21 protein-coding genes and 1 tRNA gene are annotated in these 23,683 nt (G+C 69.8%); 9 read left to right on the top strand and 13 right to left on the bottom strand.

What is annotated here, in order from left to right:
* The first annotated feature begins 92 nt into the window (after positions 1-92).
* Positions 93-1,655 carry a sensor domain-containing diguanylate cyclase gene (locus U5O44_RS02265; protein ID WP_322586840.1) on the top strand — a complete coding sequence of 521 codons (1,563 nt, stop codon included), beginning with the start codon at positions 93-95 and terminating at the stop codon, positions 1,653-1,655.
* Here the strand turns inward: U5O44_RS02265 and U5O44_RS02270 are convergent.
* Positions 1,631-2,038, bottom strand: a complete 408-nt coding sequence (locus U5O44_RS02270) for a thioredoxin family protein (protein ID WP_322586841.1) — start codon at positions 2,036-2,038, stop codon at positions 1,631-1,633. The two genes, U5O44_RS02265 and U5O44_RS02270, sit on opposite strands and share 25 nt — an antisense overlap.
* Positions 2,039-2,098: 60 nt before the next feature.
* Between U5O44_RS02270 and U5O44_RS02275 the strand changes: the two genes are divergently transcribed.
* The 3 genes from U5O44_RS02275 (at position 2,099) to U5O44_RS02285 (ending at position 5,666) form a co-directional block, all read left to right on the top strand.
* On the top strand, positions 2,099-2,818 hold the full coding sequence (locus U5O44_RS02275) for a c-type cytochrome (protein WP_416222110.1): 720 nt from the start codon (positions 2,099-2,101) through the stop codon (positions 2,816-2,818).
* The gene (locus tag U5O44_RS02280) at positions 2,815-4,101 is read left to right on the top strand and encodes a c-type cytochrome (RefSeq protein ID WP_322586842.1); all 1,287 of its coding nucleotides are present in this window, start codon (positions 2,815-2,817) and stop codon (positions 4,099-4,101) included. The genes U5O44_RS02275 and U5O44_RS02280 overlap by 4 nt, the downstream gene beginning before the upstream one ends.
* A 167-nt stretch (positions 4,102-4,268) precedes the next feature.
* The gene (locus U5O44_RS02285; RefSeq protein ID WP_322586843.1) at positions 4,269-5,666 is read left to right on the top strand and encodes an L-serine ammonia-lyase; all 1,398 of its coding nucleotides are present in this window, start codon (positions 4,269-4,271) and stop codon (positions 5,664-5,666) included.
* Positions 5,667-5,693: 27 nt separating this feature from the next.
* On the opposite strand, the gene U5O44_RS02290 is transcribed toward U5O44_RS02285, so the two are convergent.
* The 5 genes from U5O44_RS02290 to U5O44_RS02310 all read right to left on the bottom strand — a co-directional run bounded on the left by U5O44_RS02290 (position 5,694) and on the right by U5O44_RS02310 (position 11,605).
* Positions 5,694-6,959 (bottom strand): nitronate monooxygenase, encoded by a 1,266-nt coding sequence (locus U5O44_RS02290; protein WP_322586844.1) that lies wholly within the window; start codon positions 6,957-6,959, stop codon positions 5,694-5,696.
* 209 nt (positions 6,960-7,168) lie between these two features.
* Positions 7,169-9,361 carry a putative bifunctional diguanylate cyclase/phosphodiesterase gene (locus tag U5O44_RS02295; RefSeq protein WP_322586845.1) on the bottom strand — a complete coding sequence of 731 codons (2,193 nt, stop codon included), beginning with the start codon at positions 9,359-9,361 and terminating at the stop codon, positions 7,169-7,171.
* Between the two features lie 138 nt (positions 9,362-9,499).
* Positions 9,500-10,084 carry a PaaI family thioesterase gene (locus U5O44_RS02300; protein WP_322586846.1) on the bottom strand — a complete coding sequence of 195 codons (585 nt, stop codon included), beginning with the start codon at positions 10,082-10,084 and terminating at the stop codon, positions 9,500-9,502.
* 87 nt (positions 10,085-10,171) lie between these two features.
* Positions 10,172-11,179, bottom strand: a complete 1,008-nt coding sequence (locus U5O44_RS02305) for an SLAC1 anion channel family protein (RefSeq protein ID WP_322586847.1) — start codon at positions 11,177-11,179, stop codon at positions 10,172-10,174.
* A gap of 45 nt (positions 11,180-11,224) precedes the next feature.
* Positions 11,225-11,605: a rhodanese-like domain-containing protein gene (locus U5O44_RS02310; RefSeq protein WP_322586848.1), complete on the bottom strand. Its 381-nt coding sequence runs from the start codon at positions 11,603-11,605 to the stop codon at positions 11,225-11,227.
* Between the two features lie 67 nt (positions 11,606-11,672).
* On the opposite strand from U5O44_RS02310, the gene U5O44_RS02315 reads away from it, so the two are divergent.
* The 5 genes from U5O44_RS02315 (at position 11,673) to pcl (ending at position 16,808) form a co-directional block, all read left to right on the top strand.
* A complete protein-coding gene (locus U5O44_RS02315; RefSeq protein WP_322586849.1) occupies positions 11,673-12,146 on the top strand; it encodes a rhodanese-like domain-containing protein in 474 nt (157 codons plus the stop codon).
* Positions 12,143-12,748: a class I SAM-dependent methyltransferase gene (locus tag U5O44_RS02320; RefSeq protein ID WP_322586850.1), complete on the top strand. Its 606-nt coding sequence runs from the start codon at positions 12,143-12,145 to the stop codon at positions 12,746-12,748. Before U5O44_RS02315 ends, U5O44_RS02320 begins: the two co-directional genes overlap by 4 nt.
* 147 nt (positions 12,749-12,895) lie before the next feature.
* Positions 12,896-15,046 carry a methyl-accepting chemotaxis protein gene (locus tag U5O44_RS02325; RefSeq protein ID WP_322586851.1) on the top strand — a complete coding sequence of 717 codons (2,151 nt, stop codon included), beginning with the start codon at positions 12,896-12,898 and terminating at the stop codon, positions 15,044-15,046.
* Between the two features lie 77 nt (positions 15,047-15,123).
* Positions 15,124-15,525, top strand: a complete 402-nt coding sequence (gene pyp / locus U5O44_RS02330; RefSeq protein WP_322586852.1) for a photoactive yellow protein — start codon at positions 15,124-15,126, stop codon at positions 15,523-15,525.
* A gap of 2 nt (positions 15,526-15,527) precedes the next feature.
* Complete coding sequence (gene pcl / locus U5O44_RS02335) at positions 15,528-16,808, top strand: 4-coumarate--CoA ligase (protein ID WP_322586853.1); 1,281 nt, start codon at positions 15,528-15,530, stop codon at positions 16,806-16,808.
* A gap of 106 nt (positions 16,809-16,914) precedes the next feature.
* On the opposite strand, the gene U5O44_RS02340 is transcribed toward pcl, so the two are convergent.
* From U5O44_RS02340 to U5O44_RS02370, 7 genes are all read right to left on the bottom strand, one after another.
* Positions 16,915-16,990, bottom strand: a tRNA-Phe gene (locus tag U5O44_RS02340).
* Positions 16,991-17,074: 84 nt separating this feature from the next.
* Positions 17,075-17,842, bottom strand: coding sequence for a response regulator (locus U5O44_RS02345; protein WP_322586854.1), 768 nt, complete (start codon positions 17,840-17,842; stop codon positions 17,075-17,077).
* 6 nt (positions 17,843-17,848) lie between these two features.
* Entirely contained in the window at positions 17,849-20,137 is a 2,289-nt protein-coding gene (locus U5O44_RS02350) for a sensor histidine kinase (RefSeq protein WP_322586855.1), read from the bottom strand.
* A gap of 18 nt (positions 20,138-20,155) precedes the next feature.
* The gene (locus U5O44_RS02355; RefSeq protein ID WP_322586856.1) at positions 20,156-20,737 is read right to left on the bottom strand and encodes a DUF4390 domain-containing protein; all 582 of its coding nucleotides are present in this window, start codon (positions 20,735-20,737) and stop codon (positions 20,156-20,158) included.
* Positions 20,738-20,752: 15 nt separating this feature from the next.
* Positions 20,753-22,087: a 16S rRNA (cytosine(967)-C(5))-methyltransferase RsmB gene (gene rsmB / locus U5O44_RS02360; protein ID WP_322586857.1), complete on the bottom strand. Its 1,335-nt coding sequence runs from the start codon at positions 22,085-22,087 to the stop codon at positions 20,753-20,755.
* A 10-nt stretch (positions 22,088-22,097) separates the two neighbouring features.
* Positions 22,098-22,985, bottom strand: a complete 888-nt coding sequence (locus tag U5O44_RS02365; protein WP_322586858.1) for a hypothetical protein — start codon at positions 22,983-22,985, stop codon at positions 22,098-22,100.
* A gap of 91 nt (positions 22,986-23,076) precedes the next feature.
* Positions 23,077-23,676 (bottom strand): LemA family protein, encoded by a 600-nt coding sequence (locus tag U5O44_RS02370; protein ID WP_322586859.1) that lies wholly within the window; start codon positions 23,674-23,676, stop codon positions 23,077-23,079.
* Positions 23,677-23,683: the final 7 nt, after the last annotated feature.

The raw sequence follows: 23,683 nt of genomic DNA on the forward strand, positions 1-23,683 counted from the left end.
TGGCGTGTGCCAAGGCATCCGGCATTCTGGGCCGTGGCCTGGGTGCTGACCTGTCTGGGTGGGCTGGCGTGGCTGGGGGCGGGTGCGACCTGGTGGGCCGAGGTGTGCGGGGCCGGGCCGTGATCGGGCGGCTGCTGCAGGACGAGACCGGGTTCGACGCACTGCTGACTCCCTACCGGGTGCGTGCGGACCGGGTCATGGTCGGCATGAACGCCTTCTTGCTGCTGGTGTGCCTGCTGGTGGCGCCCATGCGGCAGACGTATGCGGAGGCGGTGCTGATCGGCGGTCCGACCCTGGCGATGGCCGTGTGGCTGTCCAAGCGTCACGCCGGCGCGTTGACCACGCGGCTCTACATGGCCAGCGCCTTCATGCTCTACACCGGACTGTTGATTCACCAGAGCGGTGGCGAGACCGAAGCCCACTTCGCGGCCTTCGGCCTGATCGGCGTGCTGCTGTATTACCGGGACTGGCGCACCATTGCCACCGCCACCATCGTCATCTACTTGCACCACCTGTTGCTGGGCAGTGCGCAATGGCTGGGCGCGCCGGTGTATGTATTCGACAGTGCGCGCTTCTGGTTCAAGTTCGGTGTCCACGTGGTGTATTTCCTGCCCTTTGTCGGGATGATGGGCGCGCTGTCGGTCTGGCTGCGGCGCGAGGGGGTGGAGAACCGGAGGGTGATCGCGCTGGCCGACCGGATCGTGCGCGGGCATCTGATCGAGACGCTGGAGGTCAGCGAGACCGAGGCCCGTGCGCCCTTGGTGTCGGCTGTGCTGGCGATGAAGTCCCGTCTGCTCGATCTGCTGCGCGTGTCGCCTGTCGCCACGGCCGTGGTGCGCCTGGACGATGACACCCTCGTCAGCGTCAACGATGCCTGGGTCCGCACATTTGGGCAGTGTGCCCAGGTGGGCCGACCGTTCGGAGGGCTTCCGCTGTGGGGCGGCGACCAGGTCTGGCCGGGCCTGCTGGCACGCTTGACACAGGCCCCGGACCGGTTGGTCGAGAAGGCTGAATGTCTGCTGGTCACCGAGGACGAGCGGCGCATCCATTGCGAGCTGACGATGATCCTGCACGACGAGGCCGAGCCTGTCATGGCCATCTTCACCATCGAGGATGTCACCCTGCGCAGGCTGGCTGAGCGCCAGATGGCGCGCCTGGCGTTTCGCGACCAGCTGACCGACCTGCCCAATCGCGCCAGTCTGCTTGCTGAGATGGCCAACGCGATGGATGCCTGGCGGCGGCTTGGGCGTCCCTTTGCGGTGCTGTTGCTCGATCTGGACGGGTTCAAGGAGGTGAACGACCGGCTGGGCCATGCCTCGGGGGACGAGGTGCTGAGCTGTGTGGCCCGGCGCATCGAGCACTGTCGGCGCAGCAGTGACATTGCGGCCCGGCTGGGGGGCGACGAGTTCGTCGTGGTCCTCAACGGGTGTGGTCAGGACGGGGCGGTCGAGATGGCGCGCACGCTGGTCGGGGCCATCAGCGAACCGATCGGATTGGGCGATGGCGCGGTCACCGTGCGTGTTGGCGCCAGCCTCGGCATCGCCCTGTCGAACCCGCTGGTGCGGGACGCCGACGAGATGTTGCGGCACGCGGATGCCGCCATGTACCAGGCCAAGGGCGCTGGCAAGAATCAGTTCGCCGTGTTCACGCCCTGATGAAGCGCCGCGGTCAGGGCCGCGACCGGCGCTGCCAATGTGGTGCGCACCGTGGCACCGTCCATCGACCCGGCCTGCGCGGCCTGCACCATGCGCTCCAGCGTGCCCGCGTGCGGCATCACGGTGCCGAGGAACAGTGGCCGCGGTGCCTTTCCCGGCAAGCGCTTCAGCACCAGCAGCGTCGGGAAGTTCTCGATGTCCAGCGCCTCGTCGCCGAGGGCGTCGCTGTGGTCCTCGATGTCGACCCAGGTGAAGCACACGTCCGGGTGGGCCTGCGCGACCTGCGCGAAGGTGGCGGCGTAGGCCTGGCAGGCCACGCACCAGCCCGCGCACAGGCATGCGACGGTGAGCGGCGCGGGGAGGGCGGGGGGCGGGGTGGACATGGATTTCAGTGTGCCAGAGCGTCGCGTAGCATCGGACGCCCTTCCTCCGATTGAACCCAGATGCTATCCACCCGACCCCCGGCCACTCTGGCGACTGCTCTGGCGCTGCTGGGGCTGTTGGCTTCCCCTGTCGCCGTGGCCGCCACGACCGACGACCCCCGTGGCATGACCGCCCGCGTGGCCGCCTGCACCGCCTGCCACGGCAAGGACGGCCGCGCCACGCCCGGCGGCTACTTCCCGCGCATCGCCGGCAAACCGGCCGGCTACCTGTTCCACCAGCTCGTCAACTTCCGCGATGGCCGTCGCCAGTACCGGCCGATGACGCACCTGCTCGACCACCTGAGCGACGACTATCTGCGCGAGATCGCCGAGCATTTCGCGGCGCTGGAGGTGCCGTATCCGCCGCCGGTGACGCCAGGGCTGGCAGCGCCGGTGCTGGCGCAGGGCCGGGCGCTGGTGCTCAAGGGCGATGCCGCACGCGACATCCCCGCCTGCGTGCGCTGCCACGGCGACGCGATGACCGGGGTGGCGCCGGCCATTCCGGGCCTGCTCGGGCTGCCGCGTGACTACCTGAATGCGCAGCTCGGTGCCTGGCAGACCGGCCAGCGCCACGCCGCTGCACCGGACTGCATGGCGAAGATCACCGCCAAGCTCACGTCCACCGACATCACCGCCGTCGCCGCCTGGCTGGCGGCACAACCCGTGCCGGTGCCCTCGAAGGCGGTGGAGCGCTCGGCGCTGGCGCAGCCGCTGCCGATGGACTGCGGGGGTGTGCAATGAAGCGCCTGCTCCGTTGGGGTCTGGGGGGGCTCGCGGCGGTGCTGGCGCTGGGCGCGGCCGCGATCGTGTGGCTCGACTCGGCGGATGCGCCGCCGTCGGCCAACCCGCGCCCGGTCGCCACCGATGCGGCCACGGTCGAGCGGGGCCGCTACCTCGCCCAGGCCGGCAACTGTATCGCCTGCCACACCCGCCGTGGCGAGCCGCCGTATGCGGGCGGGGAGGCGCTGGTCACGCCGTTCGGCACCGTCTACGGCGGCAACCTCACGCCGCACGCCACCACCGGCCTCGGCCAGTGGAGCACCGACGATTTCTGGCGCGCGCTGCACCACGGCCGCTCGCAGGACGGGCGGATGCTGACGCCCGCGTTCCCGTACCCGCACTTCACGCTGGTCACGCGCGAGGACAGCGATGCGCTGTTCGCCTTCCTGCGCAGTGTGCCGGTGGTGGACCGACCGAACACGCCGAACGCACTGGCCTTTCCCTACAACACGCAGGTGGCGCTGAAGGTCTGGCGCGCGCTGTATTTCAAGCCCGGCACCTACACGCCGCAGCCCGCGCAGTCCGCCGAATGGAACCGCGGCGCCTACCTCGTCAACGGGCTGGGCCACTGCGGCGCCTGCCACACGCCGCGCAATGCGCTGGGCGCCTCGGTGGCCGAGCGCGCCTTCGACGGCGCGCCCATCCCGGGGCAGGGCTGGTACGCCCCGGCGCTGACGCTGGCGGCCGAGGGCAGCGTCGCCGCGTGGCCGGTGGCGGACGTGGTCGGCCTGCTGCGCGACGGCGTGGCGCCGGGGACGGGCGCGGGCGTGATCGGCCCGATGGCGGAAGTCGTCGCCCGCAGCACGCAGCACCTGAGCGTGGCCGACGCCCAGGCGATGGCGGTGTTCCTGCGCGCGCTGCCGGTGCGGCCGGCGGCCGAGTCGCCGCGGGTGCGCCCGGCCGACGCCCGCACGCTCGACCAAGGCGCCAAGCTCTACGCCGACCAGTGCGCCACCTGCCACGGCGAACGCGGCGAGGGCCAGCCCGGCGCCTTCCCCGCGCTGGCCGGCAACCGCGCGGTGACGATGGCCGACCCGAGCAACCTGGTGCGGGTGATCCTGCAAGGTGGCTACGGTCCGTCCACCGCCGGCCGCCCGCGCCCGCACGGCATGCCCCCGTTCGGCCACGTCCTCGACGACGCCGACATCGCCGCCGTCACCACGCATGTGCGCACGGCCTGGGGCAACACCGGAACACCGGTGAACCAGGTGCAGGTGGTGCAACTGCGCGAAGGGCGTGACTGACGGCGTGACTGACGGCGTGACCGAGTGGCGTGAAGGATGCCCGGCGGTGGGCTGCCTAAAATTGAGGCAATCTAGGAAAAGTCTTTTTGTGACAACGACTTGTCAACACTTCGCACTGCTTGTGAACAACTTTATCCACAGGCTGCGGGGATAACCGGGAGAACCAGATGGCGGTGAGCGTTTTCGACTTGTTCAAGATCGGCATCGGGCCGTCCAGCTCCCACACCGTGGGGCCGATGCGCGCCGCGCGGCTGTTCACGCAGGGGCTGCTGCACGCTGCGCTGCTGGACGGCGTGGCCCGCGTGCAGGTCGATCTCTACGGCTCGCTCGGCGCCACCGGCAAGGGGCACGGCAGTGACACCGCCGTGCTGCTCGGCCTCGGCGGGCACGAGCCGGACACGGTGGACGTGGACCGGATCCCGGCGCTGCTGGAGGACCTGCGCCAGCACCGGCGCGTGGTGCTCGACGGCTCGCATCCGGTCGCGTTCGACGAGGCGCGCGATGTCGTGTTCCACCGCCGCGAGACCCTGCCGCTGCACGCCAACGGGATGCGCTTCTCGGCCTTCGATGCGGCCGGGGCGGTGCTGGCGGAGCGGGTGTACTACTCGGTGGGCGGCGGCTTTGTCGTCAGCGAGCAGGTCGCCGCCGATGGCCAGCGCCAGAAGGTCATCGCGCCCGACACCAGCGTGCTGCCGCTGCCGTTCCACAGCGGCGCCGACCTGCTGGCGCTGACCGAGGCCCATGCCTGCTCGATCGCCGAGGTGATGCGCCGCAACGAGCGCCACTGGCGTTCCGACGCCGAGACCGACGCCGGACTGCTGCGCATCTGGGCGGTGATGCAGGCGTGTGTCGAGCGCGGTTGCCGCACGGAAGGCACGCTGCCGGGCGGGTTCAAGGTGCGGCGCCGGGCGGCGGCGCTGTCGCGGGCGCTCGCGGCACTGGACGCACAGGGCCCCAAGGCCGCCGATCCGCTGGTCGTGCTCGACTGGGTGAACCTGTACGCGCTGGCGGTGAACGAGGAAAACGCCGCCGGCGGGCGTGTCGTCACGGCGCCGACGAACGGGGCGGCCGGGATTATCCCCGCGGTGCTGCACTACTACGCGCGCTTCGTGCCCGGTGCGCATGAGCGCGGAGTCATCGACTTCCTGCTGACCGCCGCGGCGATCGGCCTGCTCTACAAGGAAAACGCCAGCATCTCGGGCGCCGAGGTGGGCTGCCAGGGGGAAGTCGGTGTGGCGTGTTCGATGGCGGCGGCGGGGCTGTGCGCGGTGCTGGGCGGCACGCCCGCGCAGGTCGAGAACGCCGCCGAGATCGGCATGGAGCACCACCTCGGCCTGACCTGCGACCCGGTGGGCGGGCTGGTGCAGATCCCCTGCATCGAGCGCAACGCCATCGCCTCGGTCAAGGCCATCAACGCTGCCCGCATGGCCCTCTACGGCGACGGCACCCACCACGTCAGCCTCGACAAGGTCATCAAGACCATGCGCGAGACCGGGGCGGACATGCTGACCAAGTACAAGGAGACCGCCCGCGGGGGGCTGGCGGTCAACATCGTGGCCTGCTGAACCTCCTCAGCCGGCCACGCGCTGGCATCAGTCCGCCAGCACCACGCCTGCCTCGGGCAGGTTCACCTTGTCATCCGTGCTGAACTGGTAGTCCTGGAACACATGCTCGGCGGAGAGCAACTGGAAGCGGCCGTCGGCGTGGCGGTGCGTCGTGTCCTTCAGGCGCCAGGTGAGCTGGCCGCAGGTCCAGATGTCGAAGTTGCGCATCTGCGTGCACAGGCAGGTCTTGTCCATCACCGAGATGCGCTTGACGCCCGGGTGTGCGGCGACTTCGCGGTTGTACGAGGTGATGTAAGCGCACTTGCCGTTCGAGTCGAGCAGGTAGCCGTAGGCCTCGCAGTTCGGGCGGATGCCGTCGCCGATGCCGGGGCTCGACTTGATCATGCGCATCGGGTAGCCGGTGGGCGAGATCTGGTTGACCTCGATGTCGTCCTCGTCGGCCTTGAAGTATTCCTGCTTCACGTCGTCGGGCAGGCCGCATTCCTTGGTCACGGTGAAGCGAGTCGCCACCTGCACGCCCGCGCCGCCCATCTCCAGGAAACGCACCGCGTCGCTGCCAGTGAAGATGCCGCCGGCGGGCAGCACGGGGATGTCGAGCTGCTCGGCCTTCATCCACGCCAGGATCTCGGCCACGATGGTGGCCAGGTCGTACTGCGCCCAGTCCATGCCGAAGCCGAGGTGGCCGCCGGCCAGCGGGCCTTCGACCACGATGTAGTCGGGCAGGCGGTTCAGGCGGGCGTTCTTCTTGAGGAACAACTGCAGCGCGCGCAGCGAGGACACGATGATGCCGAGCTTGACGTCACGGAAGCGCGGGTGGTCCTCGATCAGCGCGAACGAACCCAGGTGCAGGCCGGCGGCGAGCGTGATGCCGTCGATGCCGGCGTCCATCGCGGAGGCCATGCGCACCTTCAGCGTCTCCTTCGGCGCATTCATCGTCAGCTTTTCCATGCAGTTGATGAACACCAGACCGCTGCCTTGCTTGCGGGTCATGGTGCTCTCGACGTGCAGGCGGGTGGCCTCGGCGAGGTGGCCGAGGTCGAACTTGACGAGCGATTTGTCGTCGGACTCGACGTTGAGCTTGTAGAGGGCCTGCTTGGCCTTGACGTACTTGGTCTTGTAGCGGCGGTCGGTGACCGTCTTGATCATCGCGTCCGAGATGTGGCCGACCCCGCCGAGGCGCGCCGCCTCCAGCGCCAGGTCGGAAGAGGAGATGTCCACGCCCATGCCGCCGACCATGATCGGCACCAGCTCGTGGCGGCCCATCTGCATGCGGAAGTCGTCCAGTCTTTTCATCGCGTATGTCCTCGGGGTCGAGCCCCTGTAGTTCTCAAGCTTTCTTCATCAGGCGCAGCTTGTCCGTGGAACGTGAATGTGCCACGCCGTGCGCATGGTGCCTATTGTCAAGGACTTGGCGTGACAACCCCACGCCACAGGCGCTGTCCTTGCCCCGGGACAAGCGGGCCTGCATCGACTGCGCGGTCTGCTGGATCCGCGCCGCGGGGTCAGCGAGCGGTGTCCGCGTCCAGCAGCTGGTCGAATTCGGCGGCCACCACCGGACGGGCGTACAGGTAGCCCTGTCCATAGTCGCAGCCTGCGGCGAGCAGCAGGGCGTGCTGCGCCTGGGTCTCGATGCCCTCGGCGACGACCTTCAGGCCGAGCTTGTGCGCCATCATCACGATGCCCTCGCACAAGGCCAGCTCTGGCGAATCGGGGGCCAGGTCGCGCACGAAGGAGCGGTCGATCTTGATGTAGTCGATGTCGAAGCGGTTGAGGTAGGCCAGCGACGAGTAGCCGGTGCCGAAGTCGTCCAGCGCGACCTGGATGCCGGCGTCGCGCAGCTTGAGCAGCTGGTCGAGCACCTGCGAGCCGGCCTCCATCAGCAGGCCTTCGGTGATCTCCAGCACCACGCTGTGGCCGTCCAGCCCGAGCAGGGCGAGGTGCCGCCGCCAGCCGACCAGGTCGAGCCGGTTGTTCTGGAACTGCAGCGGCGAGACGTTGACGCTCACCTGGAACTGCGGCCGGTGCAGGCGCCAGCGCGCGGTCTGCTGCATCGCTTCGTGGAACACCCAGCTGCCCAGCGCATGGATCATGCCGGTCGATTCGACCACCGGGATGAACTCCGCCGGGCTGACCGGCCCGCGGGTGGGATGTGTCCAGCGCACCAGGGCCTCGGCCTTGCAGATGCGGCCGCTGGCCAGATCGATGATGGGCTGGTAGCAGAGGTGGAACTGCTGCTTGTCCAGCGCCGGCCGCAGGTCGGAGATCAGCCGCATGCGTTCCTGCGCGACCTGCTGCATGGACGGGGTGAAGTGCTGGCTGCGGTTGCGTCCGAGCTGCTTGGCGACGTACATCGCCTGGTCGGCATTCTTGAGCAGGCCGTTGACATCGTCCACGCCGTCGTCCGGGTAGCGCGTGATGCCGAGGCTGCCGGAGACATAGGCCTGGTCCGAGCCCAGCGAAAACGGCGCCGTCACGGCCGACAGCACCGCCTGGGCCACGGCGTCCACCGTGGACGGGTCGTCGATTCCGCCCAGCACCAGCGTGAACTCGTCGCCGCCGAGCCTGGCGACCAGGTCGCTGCCCGGCACGCACTGCTGCAGGCGGTGTGCTGCTTCCTGCAGCAGCACATCGCCCCAGGCGTGGCCGAGCGTGTCGTTGACCTCCTTGAAGTTGTCGAGGTCGAGCATCAGCAGCGCCATCGACTGTCCGGTGCTGTCGCTGCGCGACATTTCCTGCTGCAGCCGGGTGAGGAACATGTTGCGGTTCGGCAGCCCGGTCAGCGTGTCGTAGTTGGCCTGCTGCCAGATGAGGTCCTGGGCGCGTTTCTGCTGCGTGATGTCGCCGACGCTGCCGACCATGCGCACCGGCTGCCCCTGCGCGTCCCGCTCGACCACACGGCCCCGGTCCTGCACCCACAGCAGCCGGCCGTCCTTGCAGCGCATGCGGTGTTCGTGCAGATAGGCGCGGCGGTCGGCCAGGCAGTCGTCGAGCGCGCGCTGGACGTCGGCCTGTTCCTCGTGCGGCACGCAGCGCCAGAAGTCGTCCAGGGTGCCGCTCAGCTCGGCGGCCTCGTAGCCGAACAGCGTGTACCAGCGCTGGCTGAGCGTCAGGCACCCGCTGGGCAGGTGCCAGTCCCAGACCGCGTCACCCGTGGCTTCCAGGGCGTGCTGCAGGCGCCGCTCGCTTTCCTCGACGCGCATCTGCGCATGCTGCAGGTCGGTGATGTCGTGGGCGATCACGAGGATGCGCGGCAGGCCATCCGGCCCGGTGAAGGGCTTCTTGATCGAGCGGAAATGGTTGATCTCGCCGGTGCGGGCATCGCGTGACTCTTCCAGCACGGTCTCGGTCTGGCCGCTGGCCATGATCGCCAGCACGTTCTGTCGCATCGTCTCGGCCATCTCGGGCGGCACGCCGAAGTCCTGGTCGAAGCGGCCGACGATCCCGTCCGGGGTGGTGCCATAGAAGGCCGCGACGGGCTGGTTGGCCAGCAGGAAGCGGCCTTCGTGGTCCTTCAGCAGGATGAAATCCGGGCTCTCGTCCAGCACGGTGCGCAGCAGCGTGCTCTGCGCCTTCAGGTCGGCTTCGGCGCGGTGCAGGCGGTCGGCGATCCAGCGCAGCGAACCGTCGGCCGGCGAAGCCGTCTGCAGGCAGGCATACAGGGTCTGCAGCGTGTGGTCGTCCAGTGCTTCGGTCATGCGCGGCTCGCACGGGCGAGAGAGGTCGGAGAGGAAGGGGTGGCGTCGGGTCGTTATCGGCGCGGGCGGCGCCGGACTGGATGGCGCCGGCCCTGTCGATCCGGTATTCGGTCACACGCCGTGCGGGGTTCGCCGTGGTCAGGCGCCGGTGGCGCGGCTGCCTGCCAGCACGACGCAGGTCGTGGTCGCATGGGCATAGAGCTTGCCGTCGGCGCCGACCAGCCGCCCTTCGGCGAACCCGACCTGCCGCCCCGCGTTGAGGATCCGCCCCTCGGCACGCACCAGCCCGACCTGCGGCGTCAGCGCGCGGATGTAGCTCACCTTCAGCTCGGCCGTCGTGTAGCCGCGCCCGGCCGGCAGCGTGGTGTGGACCGCGCAGGCCACGCACGAGTCCAGCAGCGTGGCGATCCAGCCGCCGTGGATCGTGCCCATCGGGTTGGCGTAGCGGGCGTGCGGGCGGCCCTGCCAGACGAAGCGGCCGTGTTCGAACTCGACCGGCCAGAAATCCATCGTCTCGCCGATCGGCAGCGAGGGCAGCTCGCCACGGCCGACCGCCTCGAACCATTCCAGACCGCTCAGGTGGGCGATCTGCTCGGGGCGGGCGATGCCGGTCGGGGCGAGGCGGGCGCGCACGCGGACTTCGTCGGCTTCCCAGCGCGCGAGCGTGGCGGCGGGGGTTTCGTGGGCGTGATCGGGGGCGGCATCGTGGGGGCGCTGCGTCATGGGTCGGTGCTCCTGGGCAAGGCAGTGGACCGTCAGCAGACCATGGCCTGCGCCGGTCAGGCTGTCACCCTGGAGTCAGCCGTGCCGTCAGGCCGAGGGCGCCACCTGCATCATCGCCACCGGCTCCGGCGCCAGCAGCGTGCCCTGGCGCAGCCCGCGCACTGTGGCCATCCCCAGCCCGAGGATCACCAGCGAGGTCATCGCCAGCAGCATCGGTGCCAGCACGGCGAGCAGCCCGCCCGTGCCCGCCGGGGCCAGTTGCAGCGTCAGCCCCGTGAACGCGGCCAGCGGGAACGACAGTCCCCAGTGCGCGACCGAAAACGCCTGCGCGAGGATGCGCCGGGCCTGGGTCGCCGCCCACAGGAAGCAGAACAGCGCGATGCCCCAGCACATCCAGGCCACCACCACGGGCGCGCCGAGCTGCAGCGCCGACAGCCCGATCACCGCCGGCGGCGCCACCACGATGAACACCGACGGCATCAGCCTCTCCGGCCACAGCCCCTGCACCGCGATGCGCACCAGCAGCAGCGCCATCACCAGCGGCCAGAACAGCAGCCCGATGCCAAACTGCGCCGCCGACCACTCGGCGTGCCCCAGCGTCACCCCGGCCAGCGGCACCAGCACATTGCCGACCACCGGGATGATGAGCGCGGGCGTCACCACCGACCACTGCAGCCCGCCGGCCTTGTTGCCATTCCACCAGCGGCTCATCACCCAGAGCGTCACGCCGAACTGGCCCACGCTGCCGAGCCACCACAGCGCGTTGGCGACCGGGTGCGCGCCGAACAGCGCGACGGCGACCGTGGCCAGCAGGATCAGCGCCGCTGGCATCATCGCCAGGAAGGTGTGGCGCACGGGGTGCTGGCGGTCCTCGCGCCAGGCGTCCGGGTGGCGCTGCAGCCGCAGCAGGCTGCCGACTGCCAGCGCGGCGAACACCAGCGCGGCCACCCCGCCCGTCACCAGCGCGATCCCGCTGGCCACCTCGCCCATCAGCGGCCCGGCGCGGTGCCACGCCAGCGACAGGCCGCACAGCCCCATCACGACAGCAAACCAGGCGGGGGTCAGGAACTTGAGCGGAGGGTGCGAGGAGGCCATGCAGCGGTCACAGGTGGAGCGGTCAGCGGTTGCGGGGGATGCGGTTCAGTCGAACTTCAGCGGTTCCGGTCGGGCGACCAGGCCGCCCTGGGCGACCCAGGCGTCGAAGCCGCCTGCGACGGACTGTACCGAGACATAGCCCATCTCTTGCAAGGAGCAGGCCGCCAGCGCCGCGCGCCCGCCGGTCTTGCAGTAGACGACGATCTTCAGATCGCGCCGCTCCAGCGCCGGCGTGGCCGACACCTTGAATTCCAGCAGGCCGCGCGGGATGTTGACCGCCCCGGGCAGGTGACCGGCGGCGTATTCGTCCGGCTCCCGCACGTCGAGCACGAGCTCGGCGTTCAGCAAGGCGGGCTCGGCCTCGGCGAGGGGGCATTCCGTGATGCGGGCGCGGGCGGCGGTGACCAGATCGTGGGCGGTTTTCATGGACAGGCTCGGGTTGGTGTCGGATGTTCATAGTCTGCCTGATACCGGTGGGTGTATAAAGCGCGACATGAAATCCTCACTCAATTTCCCCATTTTGTCGGGCTGGACCCGACGCCGGGTCACGGTGCTGGCGGCACTGGCGGTCCTGTCCGGTCTGGCGGGCTGCTCGAATGCGGACGAGGCCGAGGGCAAGTCGGTGAGCCTGGAGACCGCACGCGCGGCGATCGACGCCGGCCAGGTCCAGGTTTTCGACATCCGGGAGCCGCAGGAGCATGCGGGGGGTGTGGCCCGCGGCGCCCACCTGCTGCCGATGAGCCAGCTGGGTGCGCGCCTCGGCGAGATCCCGCGTGATCCGGCCCAGCCGGTATTGCTGATCTGCCAGACCCAGAACCGGTCGAGCAAGGCCGCGGCGGCGCTGCGCGAGCGGGGCTACACGAATGTGCGCTATGTGCACGGGGGCATGGCCGGGTGGGCGGGCAAGGGCTGGCCGATGGTGGCGCCGTCGGCCTCGCCAGGCACCACGCCAGGAGCGACCCGATGAGCCAGTTCTGGGACCAGCGATTCGCCGAACCCGGCTACAAGTACGGCACGGCGCCGAATGTGTTCCTGCGGGCCGAGTCGGTGCGGCTGCCGGCGGCGGCGCGGGTGCTGGTGCCGGGGGACGGCGAGGGACGCAACAGTGTCTGGCTGGCACAACAAGGCCACACGGTGCTGGCGATGGATTCGTCGTCGGTCGGGCTGGACAAGGCCCGGGCGCTGGCCGCCGAGCGCGGCGTGGCCATCGACACCGCGCAGGGCGATCTGGCCGAGTGGGCGCCGCTACCGGGTGCCTGGGATGCCCTGGTGCTGGTCTATGTCCACCTGCCGTCGGCCATCCGGGCCGAGGCCCACCGGCGGCTGGTGCGCGGGCTGCGGCCGGACGGGCTGGTGGTGATCGAGGCCTTCCACCCGGCACAGCTCGGTCGCTCCAGCGGCGGGCCGAAAGACCCCGACATGCTTTACCGGCTGGCCGACCTGCGCGCGGACTTCGCCGCCTGGTGCGACGAGGTGCTCGGCCACGAGGGCGAGGTGCCGCTGGACGAGGGGCCAGGGCATCAGGGCCCCGGCTGCGTCACGCGCTACGTCGGGCGGCGCAGGGCCTGAGCCACGCCAGTGGCCCGCAGGATTTCGCAGAATTGACGGGGGTTCTGCGCGCACTTTCCGCCCAAGGGCTGCAGCCGGGGTGTCGATACTGGTCAGTGCGCGGTGCCATGCTGGGACTGCGCCGATTCCAGCCTTCACGAGCCCAACATGCCCCCATTCCTCCGTGACCTCCGTCTTGCGCACAAGTTCTCCCTGCTGGGGGTGGTGGCGGCCGTGATGGTGCTGTTGCCACTGGGCTATTACGTGCACAGCGTGGAACAGCACCTGGACCACGTTCGCTCCGAGCTGGAGGGGATTGCCCCATCCCGCGGGCTGCTGCGGGTGGTCCAGCTGACGCAGCAGCATCGGGGGCTGTCGGCCGCCATGCTGGGAGGCAAGTCGGATGTCGAGCCGCAGCGCAGCAGCCGGCAGGCCGAGGCGGAGCAGGCGGTGGAGGCTTTTGGCACCTTGTCGCGCGCGCTGGACGACGGCGGTCGGCTGCAGGCGGACTGGGAGCGCGTGGTCACGGACTGGCGCGCGCTGGCCAAGGATGTGGCCAGCCGCAGCGTGTCCGGTCCGCAGAGTTTCGAGCGCCACACGGCGCTGATCGCCCGCCAGCTCGAACTGCACGGCCGGGTTCTGGACGTCACCGGGCTGAGCCTGGAGTCCCAGCCGGTGCCGCATTTCCTGACGGTGGCGGCGCTGCAGCAGTCGCCGGAGATTTCGGAGTCGCTGGGCCAGATGCGTGCGCTCGGGTCGCTGGCGCTGGCCCGCCAGGAGCTGACACCCGAGCAGCGCGCCGCACTGCTGGCGCTGGTGGACCGCGCGCAGCGCGAGACCCGCGCGGTGGCGTTGAGCCTGGACACGGTGTTCCACCTCGACCCGGCCGCCAAGGCGTTGCTGGCGGACGATGTGGTGCGGGTGCAGGCGGCGATCGCCTCGGCCCAGCGGCTCACGCAGGAGCAGGTGCTGGGGGCGACGGCGCTGACCTTGGCCTCGGCAGACTATTTCCGTTCCATGACCGAATCGATCGACCAGGTGTACGGCCTGCAGCACAAGGCCGGTGACTTCCTGGAGACTGCGCTGGCCGAACGCCTGCACGCCGGTCGCCAGAGCGAGTGGCTGTTGCTGGGGTCGTGTCTGCTGCTGAGTCTGCTGGGGCTGGCGCTGGGCCGCGGGGTGACCCGTTCGATCACGCAGGCGGTGGAGACGGCGCGGGCCTCGGCCGTGCGCATTGCCAACGGAGATCTGACGCACGCGCCGGTGGCGACTTCCCATGACGAACTGGGCGAGCTGATGACGGCGATGGCCACCATGAACACCTCCCTGATCCGGGTGGTCGGCACCGTGCGCCAGAACGCCGACAGCGTGGCCACGGCCAGTGTGCAGATCGCCCAGGGCAACCTGGACCTGAGCGCCCGCACCGAGCAGCAGGCCAGCGCGCTGGAGCAGACCGCCGCCACGATGGACGAGCTGAACTCGACCGTTCGCAACAACGCGGAAAGTGCCCAGCAGGCCAATGCCCTGGCCCAGAGCGCCACGGATGTGGCCGTGCGGGGCGGCGAGATGGTGTCCCAGGTGGTGGACAAGATGGAGGGCATCAGCGCCGCGTCGCGCAAGATCGCCGAGATCATCGGCGTGATCGATGGCATCGCGTTCCAGACCAACATCCTGGCGCTCAACGCCGCGGTGGAGGCGGCGCGGGCGGGTGAGCAAGGCCGCGGCTTCGCGGTGGTGGCGGGCGAAGTGCGCTCGCTGGCGCAGCGCTCGGCGGCGGCGGCCCGCGAGATCAAGGGCCTGATCAACACCAGCGTGGAGCGTGTCGAACAAGGCTCCGCCCTCGTCAGCCAGACCGGACGCACCGTGGACGATGTCGTGGCCTCCATCAAGCACGTCAGCGAGATCGTGGCCCGGATCAGCGCGGCCAGTGCCGAACAGAGCCTCGGTGTGCAGCAGGTCGGGCAGGCGGTCGGGCAGATGGACCAGGTGACCCAGCAGAATGCCGCGCTGGTCGAGGAATCTGCTGCCGCGGCCGAAGGCCTCAAGCAGCAGGCGCAGGCGCTGGTCCAGGCCGTGGCGCTGTTCAAGCTCGGGCATGTGGCGGCGGCCGGCAGGGCACCGGCGATCGCCGCGACCCACGACGCCTGGAACGGCCAGGAGCGCCGCGGCGAGGACCGTGCGCGCAACGTGACCCGCCCGGATTTCAGCCAGAAAGCGCCGAAATCGCTGCCCGTGCCCGCTGAACCGGCCATGTCGACCGCAGCCCCCCAGGACTCTGCCGCCACGCGAACGGGCACCGACGACTGGGAACGTTTCTGAAGCGCTGCGCCGGGGCTCAAGTTGGCGGCAACCCGTCCGATGAGCGGTAGATCTCCTCGACCCCTCAAGGCATCCACATGACGACCGCGGTAACTCCCTCCTTCGAACTGGTCACCTTCGGCAAGACGGACATCGAAAATGTCCTCGCCAAGCTCAATCCGGCGCAGATCAATCAGCTCGCCTTCGGCGCCGTCGAGGTGGACGCCACTGGCAAGATCCTCAAGTACAACGCCACCGAAGGCGCCATCACCGGCCGGGATCCCAAGGCGGTGATCGGGCGCAACTTCTTCCGGGATGTGGCCCCCTGCACCAACCGTCCGGCCTTCAAGGGCATCTTCGATGCGGGCGTGCAGTCGGGCAATCTGAACACCATCTTCGAGTACGTGTTCGACAACAAGATGGCGGCCACCAAGGTGAAGGTGCACATGAAGCGTGCACTGTCCGGCCAGACCTACTGGATCTTCGTCAAGCGGGTCTGACCATGGCAGCCGATGCACCTGGGCATGGGCGTGCGCCGTGGTGGCACCAGCCCGGTGTGCTGGCGCGGCTGGTCGGTGACCTCGTGGCGGATGAACTGGCGCACCTGCGCCCTGGCGTCGGTGTCGAGCCACCGCCATGGCCGGCGGATCTCCTGCTGGACGAGCCGGGTCTGGGGCTGGATTCGCTGGAACGTCTGTCGATCGCCTCCGCATTGAACGAGACGCTGCACCTGCACGAAAGCGGTGTGGAAGACCTGCTGCTCGTGCGCCGCCGCTTTGGTGAATGGGTGGACCTGGCCCGCCTCGGGCTGGACCATGCCGGCCTGCGGATGACCTTTCGCACATCGGGCAGCCGGGGTGCACCGAAGCCTTGCACCCATGCACTGGCCGCGCTGGAGCAGGAGGTGGATGTCCTGGCCGACCTGCTCGGCGGTCGGCGGCGCGTGTTCAGTGCCGTGCCGGCCCACCACATCTACGGCTTCTTGTTCACCGTGCTCCTGCCAGCCCGCTGGCCGGGCATGGCCGTGCACGACGTGCGCCGGATGACGCCGCAGGCACTGGCGGCGAGGCTGGCGCCGGGCGATCTGCTCGTCAGCCATCCGGCGCACTGGGCGCTTGTGGCGCGCCACGCCGGGCGCCTGCCGCCGAACGTCGTCGGGGTCAGCTCCACGGCATCTTGTCCGGACACGGTGGCCATGGCCCTGTCCGATCTCGGCCTGCAGCGCCTGGTGCAGGTCTATGGCAGTTCGGAGACCGCAGGCATTGGTTGGCGCGACAGCACCGCCGAGCCGTATCGCCTAATGCCGCATTGGTCGCGGCTGGCCAGCGACGACACGGCTCTGCAGCGCCTCCTGCCCGGCGAAGACCCTGTCAGGCAGACGCTGCAGGACCGGCTCGCCTGGTGTGGTGAGGACCGATTCCAGGTGTTCGGACGGCATGACGAAGCCGTGCAGGTCTGCGGCACCAATGTGTTTCCCGAGCGTGTGCGGCAGGTCTTGCTGACACATCCACAGGTGCAGGACGCGGCGGTGCGCCGGATGACGGAAGCGGAAGGCGAGCGCCTCAAGGCGTTTGTCGTGCCGCGCGGCGAGGCGGACCGGGCGGCCTTGCCCGACGCCCTGATGCGCTGGGTGGCGCAGCACCTGACGGCCCCGGAGCGGCCCAGGGCGTTCACCGTGGGCGAGCGGCTGCCGACCGGTGCGCTGGGCAAGTTGTCCGACTGGCCGTGCGGGGACACGCACGCCCACGGGCCGCAGCAGCCGGCAGGGGCACTGGGCGCCTGAGGCGCGCCGTGCCAGCCGGGCTTCGCCCCGGCGACCTGCGCGACGGGCAAAGAAAAACGGGTTAGCGCCTGAAGCGTCTAACCCGTTGATTTCGTGCACGTATTCTTGGTGGCCTGGGGCGGAATCGAACCACCGACACGCGGATTTTCAATCCGCTGCTCTACCAACTGAGCTACCAGGCCGTCGAGAAAGAGATTATGGCTCGACTGGATTCGTTTGCCAAGTCTTTTGGTGGAAAATTTTTCTGGCCTGCCGATGCGGCGGCTTCAGGCGCCCGCGCCGCGCTTGTTGCGGGTCAGGTCCACACCGAGCTGCTTCAGCTTGCGGTAGAGGTGGGTCCGCTCCAGCCCGGTGCGTTCGGCGACGCGGGTCATGCTGCCGTTCTCGCGGGCGAGGTGGAACTCGAAATACGCCTTCTCGAAGGCGTCGCGGGCTTCGCGCAGCGGACGGTCGAGCAGGAAAATCTGCTCGGCCTGCGGACCGCTGGCCATCGTGATGCCGGGGGCGGTCGCTGCACCGTTGCTGATGCCGTGGCTGTAGTGGTGTGCAGGGGCCGCGTAGTGGGCGGCTTCCGTGGCCGGCAGATAGTCCGCGCGTTCGATGCGCGCCAGTCCGGCCGTGGCCTGGTCGGGTGTCCCTGGCGGGCTGGCGGGCGCAGCCGTGCGCGGGGCTGGTTTGGACAGGCCCTGCTCGACCGCCCGCAGCAATTTCTGCAGCGTGATCGGCTTCTCCAGGAAGGCCATGGCACCGTATTTGGTGGCTTCGACGGCGGTGTCGATGGTGCCGTGGCCGGACATCATGATGACCGGCATGTTGAGTTGCGCGCCGGCTCCCCACTCCTTGAGCAGGGTGATGCCGTCCACATCCGGCATCCAGATGTCCAGCAGCACCAGATCGGGGCGCTGGCGTTCACGCAGCATGCGGGCCTGAGCGGCGTTTTCGGCCAGCTCGACGCTGTGCCCTTCGTCGGTCAGGATTTCCTGCAGCAGGGCACGGATGCCCATTTCATCATCGACGACAAGAATATTGGCCATGGGTGATCAGGACGCGCTGACGTCGGCAGAGGGTGGGCGTGCCCACCGCGAGAAGGAGATGGACACCTGTGCCCCGGTTCGCGCCGGGCCGTGGGCTGTTTCTTGTGTTTCGTCGGACAAGTTGTTCAACCGGATCTTGGCGCCGTGTTCCTCGACGATCTTCTTGACCACCGCCAGTCCGAGACCCGTGCCGCGGGCTTTGGTGGTGACGTAAGGCTCGAACGCGCGTTTCAGGATTTTTTCGGAGAAACCAGGGCCATTGTCCACCACCTTGAGACGAATGGCACGGGCGACGCCATCTTCGCCCCGTGCCGCTTCGGTCGAGATGATGACTTGCCCGTCTGTCATGTCGTTGACGGCATCCAGTGCATTCTGGACCAGATTGTGGATGACTTGTCGCAACTGGCTCGCATCTCCTGCCAACGCGGGCAGATCAGGCGCCAGTTGGGCGTGCAGCCGACCGCTCTCCTGCTGCACGGCGTACAGCCCGAGCACCTCGGTGACGAGTGCATTCAGGTCGAGCGGCAGCAGCTGCGCGGCGGGCAGGCGGGCGTAGTCGCGGAACTCGTTGACCAGGGTCTTCATCGACTGGACCTGCGCCACGATGGTGCCGACCGAGCGCACCAGCATCTGCTGATCCGTGCCGGTCAGCTTGGCTTCGAGCTTGTGCTGCAGCCGCTCGGCCGAGAGCTGGATCGGGGTGAGGGGGTTCTTGATCTCGTGCGCGAGCCGGCGGGCGACCTCGGCCCAGGCCACGCTGCGCTGGGCGGACACGACATCGGTGATGTCGTCGAACACGATCAGCCGCGCGCCTTCCGGCAGCAGCGCGCCCCGCACGAGCAAGGTCTGTCCGGCGTCCGCATGGCCCAGCGTGAGGGCTTCCTGCCAGTGGCCGCGCCCTGCGTCGCCGTGCTCGCCGGGGTCGAGGTCGGCGGCATGCGTGGCGAAGTGGCTGGCGACGGTGCGGGCGAAGTCGTCCCGGCCCGGCAGCTGCTCCAGGGTCTGGCCGGCCCAGGCACCCGGTGCCACGCACAGGATGCGGGCGGCGCCGGGGTTGACGGTGTTGATGCGGCCACTGGCATCGAAGACGATGACTCCGGAGGTGAGGTTGTCGAGGATGGTCTGCAGGTGGGTCTTGGCACTTTCGACCTCGGCCAGGCTGCGCTGCACCAGCCCGCGTGCGTCGGCGAGCTGCTGGGTCATCACGGCGAAGGAGCGGGTCAGACCGCCCAGCTCGTCGCGCGAGGCGAAGACCTCGGTCGGACTCAGGTCGCCGCTGGCCACCTGGCGCACGCCCTCGGCCAGCATCACCAGCGGTCGGCCGAGCTGGTGGCCCAGGCCGGCAGCCATCAGCAGCGCGCTGAAGACGCCCAGGATGAGCGTCAGCGTCAGCGTGCCGATGTACATCTTGCGCAGGCCGCCGCGGCCGAGGGCACGCTGCTGGTATTCGCTGTAGGCCGTCTGCACGCGCAGGGCATTGGCGGCCAGATCGGGCGGCACGATCTGGGTGATCTGCAGGTAGCGGTCCTCGCTGCCGAGGCTGAAGCTGGTCGAGGGCATCCAGGCGATGGCGCGCACGCGGGCCTGGCTGGCGGCCCGGTCCCGGGGGTCTGGCGGGCTGTCGGCGTCCAGACCTTCCAGCTGGGCGTAGACGCGCAGGTTGCGTGCCTGGCGCATCATCGCGCTGGTCGGCCGGTCCGGCAGCATTGCCGCGCCGACTGCACCCCCAGCCGACAGCGTCACCTGTCCCGTCGCCGACAGCAGCGCCACGCTCTGCGCCGAGAGCTGCTCGCGCAGGCGCTCCAGGGTCAGCAGCTTGAGTCGGTCGGAGTTCTCGGTGGCGCTTTCGGCTGCCAGGCGGGTCTTGGTGGCGACGTCGTTGACCAGCAGCTGCAGCGTGGTCCGGCCGAGATTGAGCCCGGATTCGAGCGCGCCTTCCACCTCGACGTCGAACCAGCTCTCGATCGAGCGCGACACGAACTGGTAGGACACGCCGTAGATCAGCGCCCCCGGCACCACGCCGACAAACGCGAAGATCGCTGCGAGCTTGAACAGCAGCTTGCTGCCGAACTTGCCATGGCGCATGCGCCGCGCCAGGTGGGTCAGCGCGACCAGGATCACCAGCCCGAGCGCGGTGGCCACGCCGACGTTGACCCACAGCAGCCACTCGTAATGGCGCTCGTAGAGCACGCGGTTGTTCGTGGCGATCGACAGCAGGAAGGCCAGCACCAGCACGGTGCCGCCCACCGCCAGCATGGCGATCAGCAGGGTCCAGCGCAGGGAGCGGCGGCTCATGGCGTGTGACCCGGTCGTTCAGTCGGGCAATGCGAGGGTGCGTGCCACCCGCAGTGTCCATTCCGGCTGGCTGCCGATGCCGATCTGCAGCGGCCGTGGCAGCTGCTCCGTGTCGAGCCGGTAGGTAAATTCGATGTAGTGACGACCGTCCTCCGCAGGCACCGGATCGGCGATGCGCCATTGGTTGAAGCGCTGCAGGGCCCGCAGCGCTTCGCCGAGCGAGCGGTAGCTCTGCGACAGCCCGCCCTGGCTGACCTTGTAGCTGAAGGTCAGCGGCTGGTAGGCAATGCGCCAGGTGCGGGTGGTGCGGGCCAGTTCCTTGTCGCGCCAGTACCAGCGCGAGCGCATCAGCACCGCCTCGGCCAGGAAATGCAGGGCCACGCCGCGCTGCAGCGCATCTTCCACGCTGGGCGGCAGGTCGAAGCGCGTCTCGAAGCTCAGCTGCACACCGTGCTCGCTGCGCTGGGCGTCCAGGCGCAGCAGGTCCAGTGCGCGGGCCGGGACCATCGCCAGCAGCAGCACCAGCGCCAGTGCCACCCACACGGCCGCGACCGAACGCCGGCGCGTCGGGCAGTCGAGGCAGTGGGCAGGCGTTTGCATGCAGGCAGGCAGGGGTCAGGTCGGCTTGTCCAGCCGGGCGTAGAAGAATCCGTCGCCCGCAGGCGACGCATTGTCGGTCAGCGGCAGCAGGTGGCCGGGCGCCTGGCCGGCGAGGGCGTCGCTGTGACGTTGCAAAAACGCTGCAATCTGTCCCGCGCCCTCGGCGCGGAAGACCGAGCAGGTGGCGTACAGCAGCCGCCCGCCCGGGCGCACCAGCGGCCACAGCGTGTCCAGCAGCGCCCGCTGGGTGCGGGCCAGCTCGCCGATGTCGCTGGCGCGGCGCAGCCAGCGCACGTCCGGGTGGCGCCGCACGATGCCGGAGGCACTGCAGGGCGCGTCCAGCAGGATGGCGTCGAAGGGCTGGCCGTCCCACCACGCGGCCGTGTCACGCGCGTCTGCCACGGCGGTGCGGGCGCCCTGCAGGTGCAGCCGTGCGAGTGTTTCGTCGACCCGCCGCAGCCGGACGGCATCGCTGTCGAGCGCGAGCAGCGCCAGATCCGGTCGCAGCTCCAGCAGGTGGGCGGTCTTGCCACCGGGGGCGGCGCAGGCGTCCAGCACCCGTGCGCCCGCGGGCAAGGCGTCCGCGCCGGTGCCCAGCAGCAGCGGCGCCGCCTGCTGGGCGGACAGGTCCTGCACCGAGACACGGCCGTCAGTGAAGCCGGGCAGGCCCTGCACCGGCACCGGCTGGTCGAGCACCACGGCGTGCGGCCCCGCTGCACGGGCGTTCAGTCCGGCTGCCGCCAGCTCGGCGACATAGCTGGCCGCATCCCCATGACCGGCATGGACCCGCAGCACCATCGGCGCAGCCCGGTTGGACTCGGCCAGCAGGTCGGTCCATTGGCGTGGCCAGTCGCGCTGCAGCTGGTCGATCCACCAGCGCGGGTGCTGGTGGCGGGCCACCGGCAGCGTCGCCTTCAGGTCGGCGACCAGCGCCTCCCGCTCGCGCAGGAAGCGGCGCAGGACCGCGTTGACGAAGCTGGCGCTCTTCGGTGCGATCTGGTGGGCGCAGGCCACGGCCTGGTCGACCAGCGTGTGGTCGGGATACGGGGCGGCAGCGTCCGGCCAGAGCAGCGCCAGGGCGGTGATCAGCAGGGCGTCGACACGCGGCGGCGGCCGGCGCGGGGCCAGGCGCTCGCGGGCGGCTTCGGCGCCGCCCATCCAGCGCATGACATGGAAGCTCAGCGACTGCGTGCCGGGACGCGCCGCCGCCGGACAGGCGGCCAGCGCTTCGGTCAGCGAGCGGCCGGACCGCACGGCGGCGACGGCGTCCGCCGTGTGGGCGAGCAGGCGGGACAGCGGCAGGCTGTGGGCGTGGGTGGAGGGGGTCGGGGTGGCAGGAGTCGGGTTCACGGGCGGCAGTCTACGTGCCGCCGGCCTGCAGTTCCTGACCGAAGCCCGTCTCGACCTGAATGAAGTGGCAGGACAGCGCCGGGGGATGTGGTGTATCGAGCAGCGTGCAGGCCAGCCAGAGCGCCTCGGCGGCGGCGGGCAGGGCCTCTCCGGCATGCACGAGCAATCCCGGGCGGGTGTTGGCGGCATCGGTCCAGAGCCGCGCCAGCACCGGGCGGTGCATCCAGCCCAGCCCCTGCAGTGTCTGCAGCGCCCGGCCGAGGCCGTCGACATCCGGCACATGGCAGGTGGGCGGCAGGGCCTCGGTGCCCCACACCCCGCGCATCACCGTGTCGTACCAGATGGTGCCCACGACGCCGACGAGAACCCCGTCCACGCCGGTGGCGCCCACCGGGACCAGGCGGGCCAGATAGGCCGTGAACTGCGCGATGGCCTGGCGCAGCGCGAGGGGCAGGTGCTCCAGTGCGTTGTGTTCGCGCACGCCGCCGCGGTGGGGGCGTGGCGGTCCGGCCATCTGCTGGCGCACCGTGAGCCAGGCCAGCCGGTCGAGGGCGCTGATCTGGCCGTCGGCGCACATCAGCCGGCGCAGGCTGCGCAGCAGTGCCTGCCGTTCCTCCAGCGGTTCGGCGGCGCACTGGCGCAGCAGTCCGCTCAGCGCGGGCAGGCGGGCGCTGGCCGGCAATTGCCACGTCCAGTCGCGCACCTGTGCGCTGGCCGTGACGCCGCGGGTCGCTTCTTCCCATGCCCGCCGCTCGCGGTCACTGTCCCGCGTCAGCAGCAAGGCGAGCACAGCGGCCCGCCGCTCGCCTTCGCCCTGCAGGCGTTCCAGCCGTGACCACGCATCCTGCGCAGCAGGATCCAGCCTCGGCGAAGCGCGCAGCAGGGAAGGGGCGGGCATGGATCAAAAATCGCAAATTCGGCAAATGTTGGCATCCTGCCCCCCGGAGCGCCGCCTTGTCCAGCCGAAAAGTGTTTCCGCAAGCCTGCCTTCAGAGCAGCGGCATCGGGCTGCTGGGCTGGCCCTTCACCCGCAGCGCCGTCTGACCGGACAGCAGCGGAGCCTCCTTGAACCGCCACGCCAGCGCCACCAGCGTGGTCGGGAAGACATGCAGCGCGTGGTTGTAGCGCTCGGCTTCGCGGTTGTAGACCAGCCGGCTGATGTGGATCTGCTCCTGCAGCGCATCGCGCTGGCGCAGCAGTTCGGTGATGGCCGGCTCAGGGCCAGTGCCGGAGGTCAGGTCCTGCAGTTCGCCGACCAGGCGGTCGAGCAAGACGCCGAGCGACTGCTCCGCACTGCCGACCACCTGCAGCGTGTTGCCGCGCATGCCGCGGGCCTGCGCCTCGTCGGTGGCGCGGCTGGCCTGTCGGGCGGCGTCGATCAGCTGGGCGGCCACTGGCTGCAGATCACCGGGCAGCAAGGGGCGGGCCGCCTCCGCCAGCGCCAGCGCCACGGCATGGCGCTGGCGCAGGTGGCTGGCCAGCGGGCCGTAGCTGTGGTGGGTCTTGGCGCGCAGGCGCTTGAGGCGCTTGTGCGCGCCCAGCATCCAGAACGCCAGCACGGCCAGGATCACCAGCGTGGCAATGTTCATTGCGTCT

Origin of the sequence: Sphaerotilus sp., assembly GCF_034519685.1 — a bacterium.
Taxonomy (GTDB): domain Bacteria; phylum Pseudomonadota; class Gammaproteobacteria; order Burkholderiales; family Burkholderiaceae_C; genus Sphaerotilus.

Coding starts and splice junctions, on each gene's coding strand:
- U5O44_RS02270 (WP_322586841.1), bottom strand. CDS start 2,038: ATGTCCACCCCGCCCCCCGCCCTCCCCGCGCCGCTCACCGTCGCATGC.
- U5O44_RS02275 (WP_416222110.1), top strand. CDS start 2,099: ATGCTATCCACCCGACCCCCGGCCACTCTGGCGACTGCTCTGGCGCTG.
- U5O44_RS02280 (WP_322586842.1), top strand. CDS start 2,815: ATGAAGCGCCTGCTCCGTTGGGGTCTGGGGGGGCTCGCGGCGGTGCTG.
- U5O44_RS02285 (WP_322586843.1), top strand. CDS start 4,269: ATGGCGGTGAGCGTTTTCGACTTGTTCAAGATCGGCATCGGGCCGTCC.
- U5O44_RS02290 (WP_322586844.1), bottom strand. CDS start 6,959: ATGAAAAGACTGGACGACTTCCGCATGCAGATGGGCCGCCACGAGCTG.
- U5O44_RS02295 (WP_322586845.1), bottom strand. CDS start 9,361: ATGACCGAAGCACTGGACGACCACACGCTGCAGACCCTGTATGCCTGC.
- U5O44_RS02300 (WP_322586846.1), bottom strand. CDS start 10,084: ATGACGCAGCGCCCCCACGATGCCGCCCCCGATCACGCCCACGAAACC.
- U5O44_RS02305 (WP_322586847.1), bottom strand. CDS start 11,179: ATGGCCTCCTCGCACCCTCCGCTCAAGTTCCTGACCCCCGCCTGGTTT.
- U5O44_RS02310 (WP_322586848.1), bottom strand. CDS start 11,605: ATGAAAACCGCCCACGATCTGGTCACCGCCGCCCGCGCCCGCATCACG.
- U5O44_RS02315 (WP_322586849.1), top strand. CDS start 11,673: ATGAAATCCTCACTCAATTTCCCCATTTTGTCGGGCTGGACCCGACGC.
- U5O44_RS02320 (WP_322586850.1), top strand. CDS start 12,143: ATGAGCCAGTTCTGGGACCAGCGATTCGCCGAACCCGGCTACAAGTAC.
- U5O44_RS02325 (WP_322586851.1), top strand. CDS start 12,896: ATGCCCCCATTCCTCCGTGACCTCCGTCTTGCGCACAAGTTCTCCCTG.
- pyp (WP_322586852.1), top strand. CDS start 15,124: ATGACGACCGCGGTAACTCCCTCCTTCGAACTGGTCACCTTCGGCAAG.
- pcl (WP_322586853.1), top strand. CDS start 15,528: ATGGCAGCCGATGCACCTGGGCATGGGCGTGCGCCGTGGTGGCACCAG.
- U5O44_RS02345 (WP_322586854.1), bottom strand. CDS start 17,842: ATGGCCAATATTCTTGTCGTCGATGATGAAATGGGCATCCGTGCCCTG.
- U5O44_RS02350 (WP_322586855.1), bottom strand. CDS start 20,137: ATGAGCCGCCGCTCCCTGCGCTGGACCCTGCTGATCGCCATGCTGGCG.
- U5O44_RS02355 (WP_322586856.1), bottom strand. CDS start 20,737: ATGCAAACGCCTGCCCACTGCCTCGACTGCCCGACGCGCCGGCGTTCG.
- U5O44_RS02365 (WP_322586858.1), bottom strand. CDS start 22,985: ATGCCCGCCCCTTCCCTGCTGCGCGCTTCGCCGAGGCTGGATCCTGCT.
- U5O44_RS02370 (WP_322586859.1), bottom strand. CDS start 23,676: ATGAACATTGCCACGCTGGTGATCCTGGCCGTGCTGGCGTTCTGGATG.